At 30.9% G+C, this 15,076-nt stretch carries 18 protein-coding genes; 14 read left to right on the top strand and 4 right to left on the bottom strand.

Going from position 1 to position 15,076, the window contains the following annotated elements:
- The first annotated feature begins 181 nt into the window (after positions 1 to 181).
- From ITB9_RS04140 to ITB9_RS15570, 6 genes are all read left to right on the top strand, one after another.
- A complete protein-coding gene (locus ITB9_RS04140; protein ID WP_261975550.1) occupies positions 182 to 541 on the top strand; it encodes a rhodanese-like domain-containing protein in 360 nt (119 codons plus the stop codon).
- 29 nt (positions 542 to 570) lie between these two features.
- Positions 571 to 840 (top strand): heavy-metal-associated domain-containing protein, encoded by a 270-nt coding sequence (locus ITB9_RS04135; RefSeq protein ID WP_054851264.1) that lies wholly within the window; start codon positions 571 to 573, stop codon positions 838 to 840.
- A gap of 11 nt (positions 841 to 851) precedes the next feature.
- Positions 852 to 1,850 (top strand): DUF3365 domain-containing protein, encoded by a 999-nt coding sequence (locus ITB9_RS04130; RefSeq protein ID WP_054851263.1) that lies wholly within the window; start codon positions 852 to 854, stop codon positions 1,848 to 1,850.
- Between the two features lie 12 nt (positions 1,851 to 1,862).
- Positions 1,863 to 2,159, top strand: coding sequence for a thioredoxin (gene trxA / locus ITB9_RS04125; RefSeq protein WP_036600384.1), 297 nt, complete (start codon positions 1,863 to 1,865; stop codon positions 2,157 to 2,159).
- Entirely contained in the window at positions 2,159 to 2,740 is a 582-nt protein-coding gene (locus ITB9_RS04120) for a methyltransferase domain-containing protein (RefSeq protein ID WP_054851262.1), read from the top strand. Before trxA ends, ITB9_RS04120 begins: the two co-directional genes overlap by 1 nt.
- A 99-nt stretch (positions 2,741 to 2,839) precedes the next feature.
- The gene (locus ITB9_RS15570; RefSeq protein WP_162874837.1) at positions 2,840 to 2,989 is read left to right on the top strand and encodes a hypothetical protein; all 150 of its coding nucleotides are present in this window, start codon (positions 2,840 to 2,842) and stop codon (positions 2,987 to 2,989) included.
- A gap of 82 nt (positions 2,990 to 3,071) precedes the next feature.
- Here ITB9_RS15570 and ITB9_RS04115 read toward each other — a convergent pair whose 3' ends face one another.
- The 3 genes from ITB9_RS04115 to ITB9_RS04105 form a co-directional block, all read right to left on the bottom strand.
- Positions 3,072 to 3,635 carry a dual specificity protein phosphatase family protein gene (locus ITB9_RS04115; protein ID WP_054851261.1) on the bottom strand — a complete coding sequence of 188 codons (564 nt, stop codon included), beginning with the start codon at positions 3,633 to 3,635 and terminating at the stop codon, positions 3,072 to 3,074.
- Positions 3,636 to 3,694: 59 nt separating this feature from the next.
- Positions 3,695 to 5,797 carry a TonB-dependent receptor domain-containing protein gene (locus ITB9_RS04110; RefSeq protein WP_054851260.1) on the bottom strand — a complete coding sequence of 701 codons (2,103 nt, stop codon included), beginning with the start codon at positions 5,795 to 5,797 and terminating at the stop codon, positions 3,695 to 3,697.
- 65 nt (positions 5,798 to 5,862) lie between these two features.
- Positions 5,863 to 6,234, bottom strand: coding sequence for a hypothetical protein (locus ITB9_RS04105; RefSeq protein WP_051419274.1), 372 nt, complete (start codon positions 6,232 to 6,234; stop codon positions 5,863 to 5,865).
- 191 nt (positions 6,235 to 6,425) lie between these two features.
- Here ITB9_RS04105 and ITB9_RS15800 point away from each other — a divergent pair, with 191 nt between their 5' ends.
- From ITB9_RS15800 to ITB9_RS15565, 6 genes are all read left to right on the top strand, one after another.
- Positions 6,426 to 6,716 carry a redoxin domain-containing protein gene (locus tag ITB9_RS15800; RefSeq protein ID WP_261975549.1) on the top strand — a complete coding sequence of 97 codons (291 nt, stop codon included), beginning with the start codon at positions 6,426 to 6,428 and terminating at the stop codon, positions 6,714 to 6,716.
- A gap of 22 nt (positions 6,717 to 6,738) precedes the next feature.
- The gene (locus tag ITB9_RS15795) at positions 6,739 to 7,149 is read left to right on the top strand and encodes a redoxin domain-containing protein (RefSeq protein WP_261975548.1); all 411 of its coding nucleotides are present in this window, start codon (positions 6,739 to 6,741) and stop codon (positions 7,147 to 7,149) included.
- 105 nt (positions 7,150 to 7,254) lie between these two features.
- Entirely contained in the window at positions 7,255 to 8,610 is a 1,356-nt protein-coding gene (locus ITB9_RS04095; protein WP_054851259.1) for a cytochrome ubiquinol oxidase subunit I, read from the top strand.
- 9 nt (positions 8,611 to 8,619) lie between these two features.
- Entirely contained in the window at positions 8,620 to 9,657 is a 1,038-nt protein-coding gene (gene cydB / locus ITB9_RS04090; protein WP_054851258.1) for a cytochrome d ubiquinol oxidase subunit II, read from the top strand.
- Positions 9,658 to 9,722: 65 nt separating this feature from the next.
- A complete protein-coding gene (locus ITB9_RS04085; RefSeq protein ID WP_054851257.1) occupies positions 9,723 to 11,180 on the top strand; it encodes an NAD(P)/FAD-dependent oxidoreductase in 1,458 nt (485 codons plus the stop codon).
- A gap of 46 nt (positions 11,181 to 11,226) precedes the next feature.
- A complete protein-coding gene (locus ITB9_RS15565) occupies positions 11,227 to 11,364 on the top strand; it encodes a hypothetical protein (RefSeq protein ID WP_187294250.1) in 138 nt (45 codons plus the stop codon).
- Between the two features lie 82 nt (positions 11,365 to 11,446).
- Here ITB9_RS15565 and ITB9_RS04080 read toward each other — a convergent pair whose 3' ends face one another.
- Positions 11,447 to 12,445, bottom strand: coding sequence for a metal-dependent hydrolase (locus ITB9_RS04080; RefSeq protein WP_054851256.1), 999 nt, complete (start codon positions 12,443 to 12,445; stop codon positions 11,447 to 11,449).
- Positions 12,446 to 12,579: 134 nt separating this feature from the next.
- On the opposite strand from ITB9_RS04080, the gene ITB9_RS04075 reads away from it, so the two are divergent.
- Both ITB9_RS04075 and ITB9_RS04070 read left to right on the top strand, forming a co-directional pair.
- The gene (locus ITB9_RS04075; RefSeq protein ID WP_054851255.1) at positions 12,580 to 13,887 is read left to right on the top strand and encodes a TolC family protein; all 1,308 of its coding nucleotides are present in this window, start codon (positions 12,580 to 12,582) and stop codon (positions 13,885 to 13,887) included.
- A gap of 8 nt (positions 13,888 to 13,895) precedes the next feature.
- A complete protein-coding gene (locus tag ITB9_RS04070) occupies positions 13,896 to 14,972 on the top strand; it encodes an efflux RND transporter periplasmic adaptor subunit (RefSeq protein ID WP_054851254.1) in 1,077 nt (358 codons plus the stop codon).
- Positions 14,973 to 15,076: the final 104 nt, after the last annotated feature.

Here is a 15,076-nt window from a genome sequence, read left to right as displayed (position 1 = left end):
TTAAAACAACAAATATTCCTAGAACAGACTTTAGATTTGTCCATCTACATTAAAATAAAAAACTTAGTTTTTTTAGTTAGAAAAAGCGCGTATTGCAATCTTGTAATACGCGCTTTTTATGTAACAAAAGTTACTAATAATACGTCCTGTATTTATTAATTTTATAGTAAATAAATTATAAATGAAACACATAATTATCATGTCAATATTTACAGCTCTTTTTGGTTCTAAAACATCAAATAACAATTATATTAAAGTATTAAGCGCTCAAGAGTTTAGAGCACAAATCACAAACAAAAATGTGCAGTTAATAGATGTTAGAACTCCAAAAGAATACAATTCAGGACATATTAAAAATGCAAAAAATATTGACTTTTTTTCAAGTAAATTTAATGCTCAATTCGATAAGTTAGATAAAGATAAAGCAATATATGTATACTGTAGAAGTGGTAGTAGAAGTAAGCAGGCTTCTAAAAAATTAGTTACCTTAGGTTTTAAAGAAATTTACGACTTAAAAGGAGGTTTTTTAAATTATAATTAGTTTCAAAAAAAAAACAAAATACATAAAAAATGAAAACATCAATAATAGTACAAAATTTAAAATGTGGTGGTTGTGCAAACACAATTCAAACTAAATTATCTGAAATTGAAAATATATCAGATATTAAAGTAGATGTAGAGGCAAGTAAAGTTCAATTTAATTATACTAAAGAGGAAGATGCTTTTGCAGTGCAAGACAAATTAAAAGTTTTAGGCTACCCTTCAATAGAAGATACAAATAATATACTATCAAAAGCTAAATCTTTTGTTAGCTGTGCAACTGGCAAGCTTTCAAAATAATAAAAGTTAAAATGAAAAAAGTAATTGCATTTGGAGTATTAATAGTTGTGTTTTTTGGTTGTAAAAACACAAAAAATGAAGCTTATTCTGTATTTGACAAGCAAATGGAAGCTAATAAGCATCCAGGAAAAAAATTAATGGAAATTAATTGTTATACCTGTCACAGTCCATCTGCTAGTCAAACAGATAGGATTGGACCACCAATGATCGCTATTAAAAAGCATTACATTGACGAAAATACAACTAAAACTCAATTTACAGCAGATATGCAATTATGGATTAAAAATCCAAATGCACAAGATGCTAAAATGTATGGTGCAGTAAAACGTTTTGGTGTTATGCCTAAACAGTCCTTTCCAGAAGAAACTATTGCTAAAATTGCCGAGTATATGTTTGACTATGAAATTGATCAGCCAGAATGGTTTGAAAAACATTATAATGAAGAAAAAGGTGATTTTAAAAGTAATGGAAAAGGAAAAAAAAGTACTATTGATCAACAACAAGTCGAAAATAGTATAGAAGAGTTACCATACGCAGAAAGAGGTTTAAAATACGCCTTAACAACAAAAGCGGTATTAGGAAAAAATCTAATGGGTACTATTCAAAAAAAAGGAACTTTAGAAGCATTAGCTTTTTGTAATGAAAAAGCCTATCCATTAACGGATAGTATGTCTGTAGTGCATAATGCATCAATTAAAAGAGTGTCTGATAAACCAAGAAATCAAAATAATTTAGCAAATAAAAAAGAATTAACGTATATTAATTCTTTTAAAAACGATATTAAAAATAATACAGAACCAAAACCAATAGTTGATGTTTTAGAAGATAAAGTACAGGTTTATTATCCAATAAAAACAAACGCAATGTGCTTGCAATGTCATGGTAAACCAAATCAAGATATAAAAAGACCTATATTAAAGAGCCTTGCTAATTTATATCCTGATGATAAGGCTGTAGGTTATGATTTAAATCAAGTTAGAGGGATTTGGAGTATTAGTTTTGATAAATAAATGATATAAATAATGAGTAAATTTTCAGAAATAATCAATCAAGATCAACCAGTTTTAGTAGATTTTTATGCAGAGTGGTGTGGACCTTGTAAAACTATGAGCCCTATTTTAAAGGATGTAAAAGACAATTTAAAAGACCGAGTTTCGATTATTAAAATTGATGTTGATAAAAACCAAGAGTTAGCATCTAAATATCAAGTTAGAGGAGTGCCAACATTATTGCTGTTTAAAAAAGGAAAACAAGTTTGGAGACAATCAGGTGTGCTTCAAAAAAACCAATTAATTGACGTTATAACTGCTACCTATTAATGGATTTAAGTGCAGATTTTTGGGATAATAGATATCAGTCCGATGATATTGGTTGGGATTTAGGAGAAGTTTCGCCTCCTTTAAAAGCTTATTTTGATCAATTAACCAATTTGGATTTAAAAATTTTAATTCCTGGTGGAGGCAATAGCTATGAAGCAGAATACCTTTATGAAAAAGGTTTCAAAAATGTATATGTTGTAGATTTATCTAAAACAGCTTTAGAGAATTTTAAAAAAAGAGTGCCATCGTTTCCTACTTCAAATTTAATTTTAAATAATTTTTTTGATTTAGATCAGACGTTTGATCTAATTATAGAGCAAACCTTTTTTTGTGCTATTAATCCCAGTTTAAGAGGTGATTACGCAAAAAAAGTTTCAGAATTATTAAATATTAATGGTAAAGTTGCAGGTTTATTATTTGATGCAGTTTTAAATACAACTCATCCACCATTTGGAGGTGATAAAACAGAGTATTTAGGCTATTTTAAACCTTATTTTAATATAAAGATTATTAAGGAAGCGCATAACTCTATAAAACCAAGAGCTGGTCGAGAATTGTTCTTTATTTTTCAGAAAAAATAAAGGTCTAAAAAAGGTATCACAAAACTGATATATGTCATATTAATTATGAAAGTACAGTAGTAATTTTACAGTATTAAATAACGATACAATTTTTACACTATGATACCTCAAAACATTGCATTATATAACTGGAACAACGGAGTAATTATGATTGCTATATTTGCTCTAGTTTGTTTAGGGCTTATTGGTTTATTAGTAAGCTCTATGACAAATAGTGACAGAGATAAAGAAGAGCCAAAAGAAAGGTAAATTAAAGGCTGAATAATATTTTTTATAAATAGATTAATTAAACTAAAAGGCTCGATAATTATTAAATCGAGCCTTTTTAGTTTTAATTGATAGTTTTTAACTGCTTTTTGATGTCCTCAACATTTAAATGTTCTAGTAAATAAAGTAGATTTGGATACTTGTTTTCATGATAACCAAATTTTTTAGTTCTAAATTCCTTAATTGCTTTTTCTTTACTCCAGTTTTCTATAACTATTCTGTATGCAGCAACCATTACTCCTGTTCGGTCAGAGCCATGCCAACAATGAATTAAAAGTGGTTTTTCAGCATTGTCAATATGTTGAATAACTTCAAAAATATCCTGTTCTGTAATTTGCTTTGTAGTTAATGGGATATGTTCTAATTGCAAATCAGTGCCTTTAGCTTTTTTAATGTCATTTCGTAATCTTCGTAAATTAACAATGGTTTTTATTCCTGAAGTATCTAATTCTATAAAACCTTTTTTACTTGGTTGTTCTGAACGATAAATAGAATCGTTGATACGATATAAATTGTCAAAGTTTTTAGATTTAATTTCAATATTATCATCTTGTTTTTCTCTGTCGTTTGTATTTTGTGCATAGCCAAAAGTCACAAAAAGTGTAAATACAATTATTAATTTATTCATTCTTTTTTATTTATTTTATAGTTTCGAATTAAAAACAATACTTTCCTCATTTTTTTCTATTAAAAAATATACTGTAAAAATACTGAAAAGTTACGTCCAGGTTCTGTAATAGGTGTACGTCCAAAATCTTCTTGATTAGTAAAAGAGAAGTTTAAATGGTTATTATAAGCTTCATCTAAAGCATTAATTACAGCAACACCTAAAGTAATATTCTTAACGGGTTTAACGCCAAAACGGATGTCTAAAGTTTGATAACCATGCGTTTCGGTTTCTCCAAAACTTCTAGAAATATTATCCTGTTTAGATACGATGTTATATTGTGCATTTCCCCAAAATTTTTCTTTCTGAAATCCTAAAACTAATTTGGTATTAAAAGGAGGCGTTAAGGGGAATGACTCTGCTAAATCTTTGTTTTTAGCATAGACATAAGCAAATTCAGTTTTGAAGTAATAATCGTCTAAAAAATAGATTTCAGCCATAGCTTCAAATCCTGTTTTATAAGCTTCATTTATATTTTTAAATACTTTTACATTGGTTGGGTCCGAAGTAGGATTAAACTTTCTTGTTAATGTTGGATTTATAACACCAACAATATAATTTTCAAAAAACGAATAATAAAAAGACGTTTCGTATTTAAAGCTATTAAATCCATTTTTTAATGGTTGTTTTCCTTTAAAGCCAATTTCAAATTGATTATTTACTTCAGATTTTAAATTAGGATTTCCTACATATTCATAAGGGTCTTGACCAACAGTAAAATGGTTAATAAAACGCTCAATCATATTAGCAGATCGCACACCACGTCCATAAGCAGCTTCTAGTGTAAAATTATTGGTTACTCTTTTTTTAATTGAAATGGTTCCGCTAACATTGTGTTCCGTTCGTTTTTTTAAGTCGTATAAAGCTTCAAAATCAGCTTCTGGATCTTGTATGTCTGAAGTTACATTGTCATAACGTACACCTGCTGTAATAATGGTTTTAGGGTTAATAGAATACTTAGCTTCTGTAAAAACACCCAAATCTGTAATGTACGAATCTTGCCAAACCTTATCGTTAAACGTTATTGGAGTAGCTAACATATTCCCATTCATAATTTTAATAATTCTAGTTCTGCCACCATCTCTAGCAACATGCATAGCATCTAAACCAGAAAAGATATTTAGTTTTTCAAGCGGTTTCCAATTTAATTCTAATTTACCACCAATAGTTGTTGCATCTACCGCAGACGACGCTTCCATCATCATAAAGGACGGTCTGTTATTGTTTGTCATTAAGTGATCAACATAGCTATAATATCCTTTTGCAGTCAAAGATTTAAGGACGTTACCAATGTTATCCAATTTATAGTCTAAAGATAAAATACTGCTGTTATCAAATTCAGTATCCATTGGTAAAGCTGCATGTAAGACATCACGACCAAAAGATTGTCTCCAATGTGCTTGTAGACGTTGGTCTTCAGTAAAATTATACCCTAATTTGATGCCGTAATCGGTACTTCTAAAGGACGAGGGGATTTCTGTTCCATTACCGTCTTCATAATTTCCAAAATCTCTGTAACCAGCATTAGCTACAATATCATATTTTTCTTGAATGTATTGTAATTGCGCTAAATTGACTAATGAGCTTCCGTTGCTTTCATAACCACCAGATACTTTTCCGTAGATGCCATAATCTTCATAATCTGGTTTTTGTGTTACTAAATTAACAACACCTCCAAATGTAGCACCATAACGCACAGTATAAGGTCCTTTTATAATTTCAATTTTAGAAATTTCTTCAGGAATAATATGTGTTGTAATGGGATCCATTCTATTTGGACAAGCATGCATTGCTTTGGTGCCACCATCATATTGGATGTTTAATTGCTCATATTGAGATGCTCTAAAAGATGGGTCTATAGCATAGTTACCTCTTTTAATTACCGAAAAACCATTGATGTTGTTAAACAAATCAGCAACGTTTTTAGGTTGTACAATGTCTTTTTCATAATTATTAGAAACAATTGTTAATACAGGATCTGTGTTTAATTTTCCAGTAACAATAACTTCGTCTAATTTGTGTACTTTTTGATTTGTAGTGTCTTTTTTAGTTTCGTTTTGATTTTGACTAAAAGACATAGCTGTAATTAGCATGCATAAAAGCACGCTATATATTTTTTTCATTTATAGTAGTATTATATTTAACTTCTGTGTTTGGGGTAGATCAACTACCTATACTAAAAGATAAATTATACCTGTGGAGGATGGAAACAATCGTTAATACTGCTAAACGAATACAGGTTTTTGTAAATTGAAGTATTTTGTTTTTTTAGATCGTTTTTGTGTTTAAATGCTAATTTTTCTGTGGTTAGCGTAAATAAAAGAAGCTCTTTAAAATCGACTATATTTTCTGATGTATTTTGCTCTTTATCTAATGATTTTGAAACCTTTTTTAAATGACATTTACCATTACATTGTAACTCAGGTTTATCTTTATTAACACATAAAGCTTCAATAAAACCTATAGGATCTAGTTTATAATAGGCATAAGTTAAGGAGACTCTTGTACTATTAAATAGTATAAGAGTGGTTACACTTAAAGTGAATATATAAGTACTCATTTTCATTAGTGTAAAAATAAAATAACAGTGTGTCATAAAAGGTGACATTTGTTACATTACAGCAGATTTTAGTTGATAGCTAAATCTTATTTTAATATAAGCTTAAGATATTGTTTAAGTGACAAATGTTACACATAGCCACAGCCTTCTAAAGTAATTTTACAGTATCAATAAATTAAAATATATATACTATGAACACATTAGAAACAACACAACAAGAAGTTTTTGCAATGCCAAGAATAGGAGTTAAGGCACCAGAATTTAAAGCAGTAACAACTCAAGGAGATATTAATTACCCATCGGATTATAAAGGGAAATGGTCTATACTATTTAGTCATCCAGCAGATTTTACGCCTGTTTGTACATCTGAGTTTATGACATTTGCGCATTTAGAAGAAAAATTTGAAAAAGCAAATTGTAGTTTAATAGGATTGTCTATTGACGGTCTGTACAGTCATATTGCTTGGTTAAGCAACCATTAAAGATAAAATTGAATTTAATGGAATGAAAGACATTGAAGTTAAATTTCCTTTAATAGAAGATATCTCCATGGAAGTTGCTAAAAAATACGGAATGATTCAACCAGGAGAAAGTAAAACGCAATCGGTTAGAGCTGTTTTTTTTGTTGATCCAAATGAAACTGTTAGAGCTATCATTTATTATCCATTAAGCTTAGGACGTAACTTTGATGAACTTTACAGAGCATTAATAGCTATGCAAACCTCAGACAAATTTAATGTAGCCACTCCTGCAGATTGGAATCCTGGAGATGATGTTATTGTATCACCAGCAGGTTCTTGTGGTGTTGCAGAAGAGCGTATGACGTCTACAGAAGATCTAGATTGTAAAGACTGGTTTTTCTGTACTAAAAAATTAGATAAAGATTTAGTATTGGATTCAATCTTAAAAAAGTAAGTCAATTACATTTAAAAAGAGCCTTTTATTAAGGCTCTTTTTTGTAATATAAGTTACATAATAATTAAGCGTTGTGTCGTATTTTTGTATTAAAATAAATAAGCTATGGATACCGAAATTTTAGCCAGAATTCAATTTGCCTTCACCATTGCCTTTCATTATATCTATCCTCCATTAAGTATTGGTATAGGTTTGATCATGGTTATTATGGAAGGACTATATCTTAAAACAGGAAATAAGCATTATGAAGTATTAACTCGCTTTTGGTTAAAAATCTTTGCTATAACTTTTGGTATTGGTGTCGCAACAGGTATTATTATGGAGTTTGAGTTTGGTACCAATTGGGCAGTATATTCAAGATATGTTGGTGATATTTTTGGAAGCGCTTTAGCAGCCGAAGGTTTATTTGCATTTGGATTAGAAAGTGCCTTTTTGGGAGTGTTAATTTTTGGATGGAATCGTGTATCTCCTAGAGTACATTTTATATCTACAATTGGTGTTTTTCTTGGTTCCATGTTTTCGGCAGTTTGGATTGTTGTGGCTAATAGTTGGCAGCAAACTCCTGCTGGTTATCATATAGTTGGTGAAGGATTTAATGCTAGAGCAGAAGTGACAGATTTTTGGGCAATGGTTTTTAATCCATCTAGTGTAGATAGAATAATTCATGTTTGGCAAGGTGCCTTTTTGGCTGGTGCCTTTTTAGTATTAAGTGTGCATGCTTATTATCTACTTAAAGGTCGATATGTTGAAATTTCAAAAAAAGCATTTAAAATTGCATTAGGATTAGCAACTATTGTATCATTAACTCAGTTACTTTCAGGACATAGTTCAGCAGATGGTGTAGCTGTAAATCAGCCAGCTAAATTAGCAGCTATGGAAGGACATTATGGCAAATCTGCACCTGCTGATTTATACTTGTTTGGTTGGGTTAATGATAAAACTCAAGAGGTTACAGGTATTGGTATACCAGGAGGATTATCGTTTTTAGTGCATCAAGATTTTGAAGCTCCAATTACTGGATTAAATGCTTTTCCAGAAGCGGATAGACCAGGTCAAGTTAATGCAGTATTTCAATTTTATCATATTATGATTTCTATTGGTATGTTTTTAATTGGATTAACATTGTATGCTTCGTTTTTATGGTGGAAAGGAACTTTATTTAAAAAACGATGGTTGTTAAAAATCTTTGCATTTTCAGTCTTACTGCCACAAATAGCAAATCAAGTCGGATGGTTTGCTGCAGAGATGGGACGTCAACCATGGATTGTGTATGGGCACTTAAGAACTAACGAAGGATTTTCGCAAGAAGTGTCTTCTAATCAAATTTTATTCTCTTTAATTTTATTTTTAGTAGTCTATACTATATTGTTTTTATTATTCCTTTATTCTGTAAATAAAAAGATAAAGCATGGTCCTTATGATGAAGCTAAAAACCCAGATGAATTTTTAAAATACGTTTAATACAAAATTATGGAAACAATATTAGGTATAGATTATCCAACACTTTGGTATTTAGTTGTCGGCTTATTATTTTCTGGTTACGCCATCTTAGAAGGCTTTGATTATGGCGCAGGAGCATGGCATTTATTTTTAAAAAAAGACTTAAGTCGTCGTATTGCAATTAATGCAATTGGGCCATTATGGGACGCAAATCAAGTCTGGTTAATTATTGGTGGAGGCGCATTATTTGCTGGTTTTCCGGTTATGTATGCTACTATGTTGTCCGCCATGTATATTCCTTTCATGTTGTTTTTAATGCTTTTAGTATTAAGATCTGCTGCTATAAAATTTAGAAGTGCTGAAGACATGACTTGGTGGCGAAAAACATGGGATATTATTTACTTTATTTCTAATACGCTAATAGCTTTTTTATTAGGTGTCGTTTTAGGAAATGTTTTACAAGGTTTTGAGTTAGGAGAAAATCTAACCTATCAAGGTGGTATTTTTTTCTCCTTTTTAAGTCCTTATGCTATTATGGTTGGGTTGACAACATTGTCTATTTTTATGACACAAGGTGCTATTTTTTTATTGCTAAAAACTGAAGGTCGCTTACATGCTAGATTAACTTTTTTACTTAAAAAAGGAATGATTTTCTTTATTATAAGTTTTGCAGTAACATCCTTATATACTTTGACTTTTTTACACGGAGTTACAGATAAATTTAAAGAAAATCCTGTATTTTTTGTACTACCTATTTTAGCCTTTTTAGCAGTTGCTAATGTGCCTAGATTAGTGTCTAAGAAAAAATACGCTAATGCTTTAGTTTTTTCATCTTTAACAATGGCTTTTTTATTAATGTTGGTTGCTTTTCAGTTATATCCAGTATTATTGCCTTCTACCATAGATCCTAAATACAGTGTAACTATATATAATGCAGCTTCATCTCAAAAATCCTTAGGCATAATGTTAACCATTGTTGCTATTGGAGCACCATTATTAGCAGGTTATTTCTTATTTTTATATAAAACATTTCATGGTAAAGTAAAATTGGACGATACTAGTTACTAGTTATGTAACATAAGTAGCTGTGCAGGTTTTAAGTATATAATATCTTTATTTAAAATTCAAAGATTATGTCTAAAATCGTCATTTTAGGAGCCGGAATTTCTGGTCATGTAGCAGCTTCTCATTTAAGAAGAAAACTATCTAAAGATCACGAAGTTGTTGTGGTATCTCCTAACAGTAATTACCAATGGATTCCTTCCAATATTTGGGTTGGAATTGGTAGAATGAAATCAAAAAAAATCTTATTCCCATTAGCACCTTTATACAAAAAGAAAGGAATAGGTTATAAACAAGCTAAAGCAATTTCGTTTTTTCCTGAAGGCGATAAAAATGATGATAAACCATATGTTTTATCAGAGTATGTCGCAGGAGCTAATAAAGGTCAACAGGAAAAAATAACATACGATTATTTAATTAATGCTACAGGTCCAAAATTAAATTTTGAAGCTACTGAAGGTTTAATTCCTGGACAAAATAAAACCTATTCTGTTTGTACATATACACATGCAGACCATGCTTGGGAAGGTTTAAATGAAGTCATTCAGCAAATGAAAGCTGGTAAAAAAATGAAGATTTTAATTGGTACAGGTCACGCCAAATCAACTTGTCAAGGAGCTGCTTTTGAATATATATTAAATGTAGAACAAGAATTACGTAAGCATAAAGTTAGAGAAATGGCTGAAGTCACTTGGATTTCTAACGAATACCAATTAGGTGATTTTGGTATGGATGGTATGTTGTTAAGCTACGGAAGTATGACCATGAAATCTCATGAAATGGTTGAAATGATTTTTGAAGATAGAGATATCAAATGGATATTAGGAGCAGGTGTTAATAAAATTGAAGATGGCATTGCACATTATGAAAACTTGGAAGGAGAATATAAGACTGAAACTTATGATTTTGCAATGTTAATTCCATCATTTTCTGGTCATGGTTTTAAAGCTTTTGATAGAAATGAAAATGACATCACAGAAAAACTATTTAAAGGGTTTATGATTGTAGATGCGGATTATACAACAAAACCATACGAAGAATGGTCTGTAAAAGATTGGCCAGAAACATATCAAAATCCGAGTTATAAAAACATTTTTGCTCCAGGAATTGCATTTGCGCCACCACATGCCATTTCTAAACCAAGAACAAGTAAAAACGGAACAGTTATTTCACCAGCTCCACCACGTACAGGAATGCCATCTGGTATTACCGCAAAATTGGTTGCAGATAATATTATAGATTCTATAAAATCCGGAAAAGAGTCTTTAACCCATAAGGGAAGTTTAGGTAATATGGGAGCAGCTTGTATTGCTTCTGCTGGATATGGAATGACAAAGGGAAGTGGTGTTAGTATAACAACCTATCCCATTGTTCCAGATTACGAAAAATATCCTAAAACACAAGGTAGACAATTAGGGAAAACCTTCGGAGAAATAGGTTTAGCAGGTCATTGGCTAAAATTGGCTTTACATTACGCATTTATTTATAAAGCAAAAATGCGACCATTTTGGTGGTTGATTCCAGAATAGAAATCAAACTAAAACAAGTTGATTCCTAATTAAAAATATAAATATTATGACACAAAGAATATCAAAATATCAAAGATTTAAAATGATGAATCCAATCATTCAGTTTTTCAAATTCATTTATTTAGGTATAAAAATAATGATTGTTGTAGCTGGAGGTCATGGAGGTACAAGAAAAGTTAACTGATGTGGTTATCAGTTTTTTGATTGGTTGTGAAAAAGGCATTTATAAGCAATTATAAGTGTCTTTTTCTTCTTTATCTAACGTATTAATTTCCTTTTATACGTTGCCATAATTCGGTTAACAGCTTTTTACCATCACGACTATCTTTAGGTGCTTCATTAAAAGTAACGTTACCTGAAGCATCAATATCTAACCTATATTTAAACACGAAATTTTCAGATTTAGGTGTTAGACTTAGTAATCCAAATCTTAAATCGTTAAAATATAATGAGTCATTCTGTTTTGTAATTGTGTACCAACCTTCGGTAATTGCAATCATACGTTTTACGCTTTCATCTTCAATCAAATGTCCTAACAACTCATGGTTTTTGGGATAGCTTTCAAAAGTAATGGCTTGTGTATCAAAAAATGAATAATTCCCAAGTAAATAAGCTTCTTCAGTTTGCACATTAGCACTCCAAAGTATTGTGTTTAAAGGCGAAGGTCTAGTATCAATATCTAAATACGCTATGTTTTGTGTATCTAAAGCAGCTTCAAATTTAGAATAGGAAATCCATTTTAAAACTAAGGTTAATGCCAAATAAGAGGTGCTAATTAGTAATCCCATTGTATTGTAAAAACGACGTTTTGTAGAAGTACGTTTTTCTCGCATTGCCAAAATTAAAAACACTAAAAAAGGGATTGTGTACAATGGATCAATTACAAATATGTTTTTAAAAGCTAATCGTAAATCAAAAGGCCAAAACAATTGCGTTCCCCAAGTAGTATGTGCATCTAAAATAGGATGCGTCACAAACGACCAAAAGAATAACCACGACCAATCCTTAAAATTTTTGTAGGTTTCATAACGCGATACCAACCATCCAAATATGGGAGCAAATAACACAGAAAATACAATAGAATGTGTAAATCCACGATGTATAGCAAGTGCAGAAACAGTATCTGTAAAGTACGAAGCAAACACATCAAAATCAGGAATAGTTCCAGCTATAGCTCCATAAAGCATCGCTTTATTACCAAGTTTTTTGCCTAAAACAACCTCTCCAACAGCTGCTCCTAATACTATTTGTGTTAATGAATCCATATAGTTTACAAAAGTAAGTGTTAGCGTTATATTTACAACAATACTTTATCTTTAACTTATCATGCCACTTGGTAACTTTTGTTACTGACTTCGGTGTTTATCTAACGTACATTTGTACTGTAAATTAATAATTGATGAAAAAACACATTTATATACCTCTATTGGTTTTTGTTTTCAGCATAACTGTTAAAGCACAAGACGTTGTACCTATTGCAAAGTCTGATGTTTTGTCTAAAGTGTCTGAAAATAACACAAGTATTAAAATTTCTGAAGAAGAATTTAATGCTGCAAGAGCAGATTACAGACAAACAAATGCAGTATTTCTTCCTAATATTACAGCAAGTCATACAGGAATAGCAACTACAAACCCGTTAGTGGCTTTTGGTTCTAAATTAAATCAGGAGATTTTAACGCAAAACGATTTTAATCCTGCGTTATTAAACGATCCTTCTCAGATTGAAAACTATGCAACCAAGCTAGAAATTCAGCAACCATTAATAAACTTAGATGGTATTTACCAACGTAAAGCAGCCAAGTCTAAAATGGAAGCCATGTCTTTAAAAACAGAGCGTACACAAGATTATTTAGTATTTGAAGTCGATAAAGCTTACATGCAATTGCAATTAGCTTATAAAGCAGTAGCTGTTTTAGAAAAAGCGTTAGAAGCTGCAAATGCAAATAAAAAATTGGCAGACGATAGTTTTAAACAAGGCTATTTACAACGTGCAGACTTATTGAATGTTGAAGTGAGAGTAACTGAAGTTCAAAATCAGTTGCAAACCGCTAAAAGTAATGTGCAAAATGCCTCTAATTATTTGTCTTTTTTAATGAATGATGACACTTATGTGGTATATACTCCAACCGATGAATTAACCATTGCAACGTTTACATTAGAAGATAAAATGGTGTCAGAAAATCGTTCAGACATTAAAGCTATGCAATTAGCAACCAATGCTTATGAAGCGATGAATAAAGCAGATAAAATGGCGTTTTTACCACGTTTAAATGCGTTTGGAAGTTATGAGTTGTATGACGATCAAATTTTCCAAGGAAGTGCTAATGGGTACCTTTTCGGAGCACAATTAAGTTGGGATATATTTCAAGGGTCTAAACGTATTGGTAAAGCTCAAAAAAGTAAATCAGAATTCGAAAAATCTAAATTAGAATACAAGCAATATGTATCTAAAAGTAATTTAGAATTAAACAAAGCTAAACGTGCTTTTATAGATGCCGACAATAAGTTGAAATTAACAACTTTAGCATTGCAACAGTCAGAAGAATCTTTACGTATTAGAACCAACAGATTTAAAGAAGGTTTAGAAAAAACATCCGATTTACTAATTGCCGAAACACAATATGCACAAAAGCAATTGGAATACTACCAAACTATTTTTGAATACAATTACACACAAGCATACTTACAATTTTTAACTAAAGAATAATTTTTAAGATGAAAAACATATATACAATCCTAACACTTTCTGTAGCGCTATTATTAGCCAGTTGTGGTAGCGAAGACAAAAAACCAGTGGTAGATAATTCGCCAGCAATTAGTGTAAAAACTAGTCAAGTTGCAGCAAATACCAATAGTCCTTTTTTATCGGTTAGCGGAAAAATTCAAGCTACAAATAGTGCAGATTTAAGCACTAGAATGATGGGTTATGTTAATAAAGTGCATGTCAACGTTGGCGATAAAGTACGTAAAGGACAATTATTAGTCTCTATTAATAATAGCGATTTACAAGCTAAAAGAGCTCAGGTTAATGCAGGAATAACAGAAGCTAATGCAGCTTTAAATAATGCGCAAAAAGATTACAACCGTTTTAAAAATTTATTTGCAGACAATAGTGCCTCTCAAAAAGAAATGGATGATATAACTGCAAATTACGAAATGGCTAAGGCTAGAGTAGAAGGTGCCAATCAAATGAAAAACGAGATTAACGCACAGTTTGCTTACAGTAATATTACTGCACCTTTTAGCGGAACCGTAACTAGTAAAAATGTAGAAGCTGGTAATATGGCAAATCCTGGTGTGCCATTAATAAGTATAGAAACACCTGGAAATTTTGAAGTGATGGCAATGGTACCTGAAACTGAAATTTCAGAGATTAAATCAGGAACTACAGTAGATGTTTTGGTTAAATCGATTAACAAAACTTTAAAAGGAAAAGTAAAAGAAGTAAGTACATCAGCCAAAAATACTGGAGGACAGTATTTAGTAAAAATTGATTTAGATAAAACAGAAGCTAATATTTTATCAGGCATGTTTACAACAGTGCAATTTCCTGTAGAGAGAAAAGCAACGTCATCAATGGTTTTAATACCTACTGAAGCTATTGTTACAAACGGACAATTATCTGGAGTTTATACAGTAAGCCAAAGCAATACAGCATTATTACGATGGTTGCGTTTAGGTAAAACTTTTGGAGATCAAGTGGAAGTGTTATCTGGTTTAAATGCAGATGAAGCATACATTGTTTCTGCTGAAGGAAAATTATTTAATGGCGCTAAAATTTCAATTCAATAACTAATAAGTCGCGTTAAGGATAGAAGTGGAAATCCTTTTTACGTCAGTTCGAGTGAATTTGCCTAAGCAAATTTGTATCGAGAACAAGTAAAAAGATTGCAACG

The sequence above is a fragment of the Olleya sp. ITB9 genome, from assembly GCF_001315805.1.
Taxonomy (GTDB): Bacteria; Bacteroidota; Bacteroidia; order Flavobacteriales; family Flavobacteriaceae; genus Olleya; species Olleya sediminilitoris.
Note: the sequence above shows the minus strand (reverse complement) of the source record. Positions and strands in the feature narration are given on the sequence as shown.

What these genes read in the sequence shown, in the direction of transcription:
- ITB9_RS04105 (WP_051419274.1), bottom strand. Translation starts at nt 6,234, where the DNA reads ATGAGTACTTATATATTCACTTTAAGTGTAACCACTCTTATACTATTT.
- ITB9_RS15565 (WP_187294250.1), top strand. Translation starts at nt 11,227, where the DNA reads ATGACACAAAGAATATCAAAATATCAAAGATTTAAAATGATGAATCCA.
- ITB9_RS04130 (WP_054851263.1), top strand. Translation starts at nt 852, where the DNA reads ATGAAAAAAGTAATTGCATTTGGAGTATTAATAGTTGTGTTTTTTGGT.
- ITB9_RS15570 (WP_162874837.1), top strand. Translation starts at nt 2,840, where the DNA reads ATGATACCTCAAAACATTGCATTATATAACTGGAACAACGGAGTAATT.
- ITB9_RS04140 (WP_261975550.1), top strand. Translation starts at nt 182, where the DNA reads ATGAAACACATAATTATCATGTCAATATTTACAGCTCTTTTTGGTTCT.
- ITB9_RS04095 (WP_054851259.1), top strand. Translation starts at nt 7,255, where the DNA reads ATGGATACCGAAATTTTAGCCAGAATTCAATTTGCCTTCACCATTGCC.
- ITB9_RS04110 (WP_054851260.1), bottom strand. Translation starts at nt 5,797, where the DNA reads ATGAAAAAAATATATAGCGTGCTTTTATGCATGCTAATTACAGCTATG.
- ITB9_RS04115 (WP_054851261.1), bottom strand. Translation starts at nt 3,635, where the DNA reads ATGAATAAATTAATAATTGTATTTACACTTTTTGTGACTTTTGGCTAT.
- ITB9_RS04120 (WP_054851262.1), top strand. Translation starts at nt 2,159, where the DNA reads ATGGATTTAAGTGCAGATTTTTGGGATAATAGATATCAGTCCGATGAT.
- ITB9_RS04075 (WP_054851255.1), top strand. Translation starts at nt 12,580, where the DNA reads ATGAAAAAACACATTTATATACCTCTATTGGTTTTTGTTTTCAGCATA.
- cydB (WP_054851258.1), top strand. Translation starts at nt 8,620, where the DNA reads ATGGAAACAATATTAGGTATAGATTATCCAACACTTTGGTATTTAGTT.
- ITB9_RS04085 (WP_054851257.1), top strand. Translation starts at nt 9,723, where the DNA reads ATGTCTAAAATCGTCATTTTAGGAGCCGGAATTTCTGGTCATGTAGCA.
- ITB9_RS04070 (WP_054851254.1), top strand. Translation starts at nt 13,896, where the DNA reads ATGAAAAACATATATACAATCCTAACACTTTCTGTAGCGCTATTATTA.
- trxA (WP_036600384.1), top strand. Translation starts at nt 1,863, where the DNA reads ATGAGTAAATTTTCAGAAATAATCAATCAAGATCAACCAGTTTTAGTA.
- ITB9_RS15795 (WP_261975548.1), top strand. Translation starts at nt 6,739, where the DNA reads ATGAAAGACATTGAAGTTAAATTTCCTTTAATAGAAGATATCTCCATG.
- ITB9_RS04135 (WP_054851264.1), top strand. Translation starts at nt 571, where the DNA reads ATGAAAACATCAATAATAGTACAAAATTTAAAATGTGGTGGTTGTGCA.
- ITB9_RS15800 (WP_261975549.1), top strand. Translation starts at nt 6,426, where the DNA reads ATGAACACATTAGAAACAACACAACAAGAAGTTTTTGCAATGCCAAGA.
- ITB9_RS04080 (WP_054851256.1), bottom strand. Translation starts at nt 12,445, where the DNA reads ATGGATTCATTAACACAAATAGTATTAGGAGCAGCTGTTGGAGAGGTT.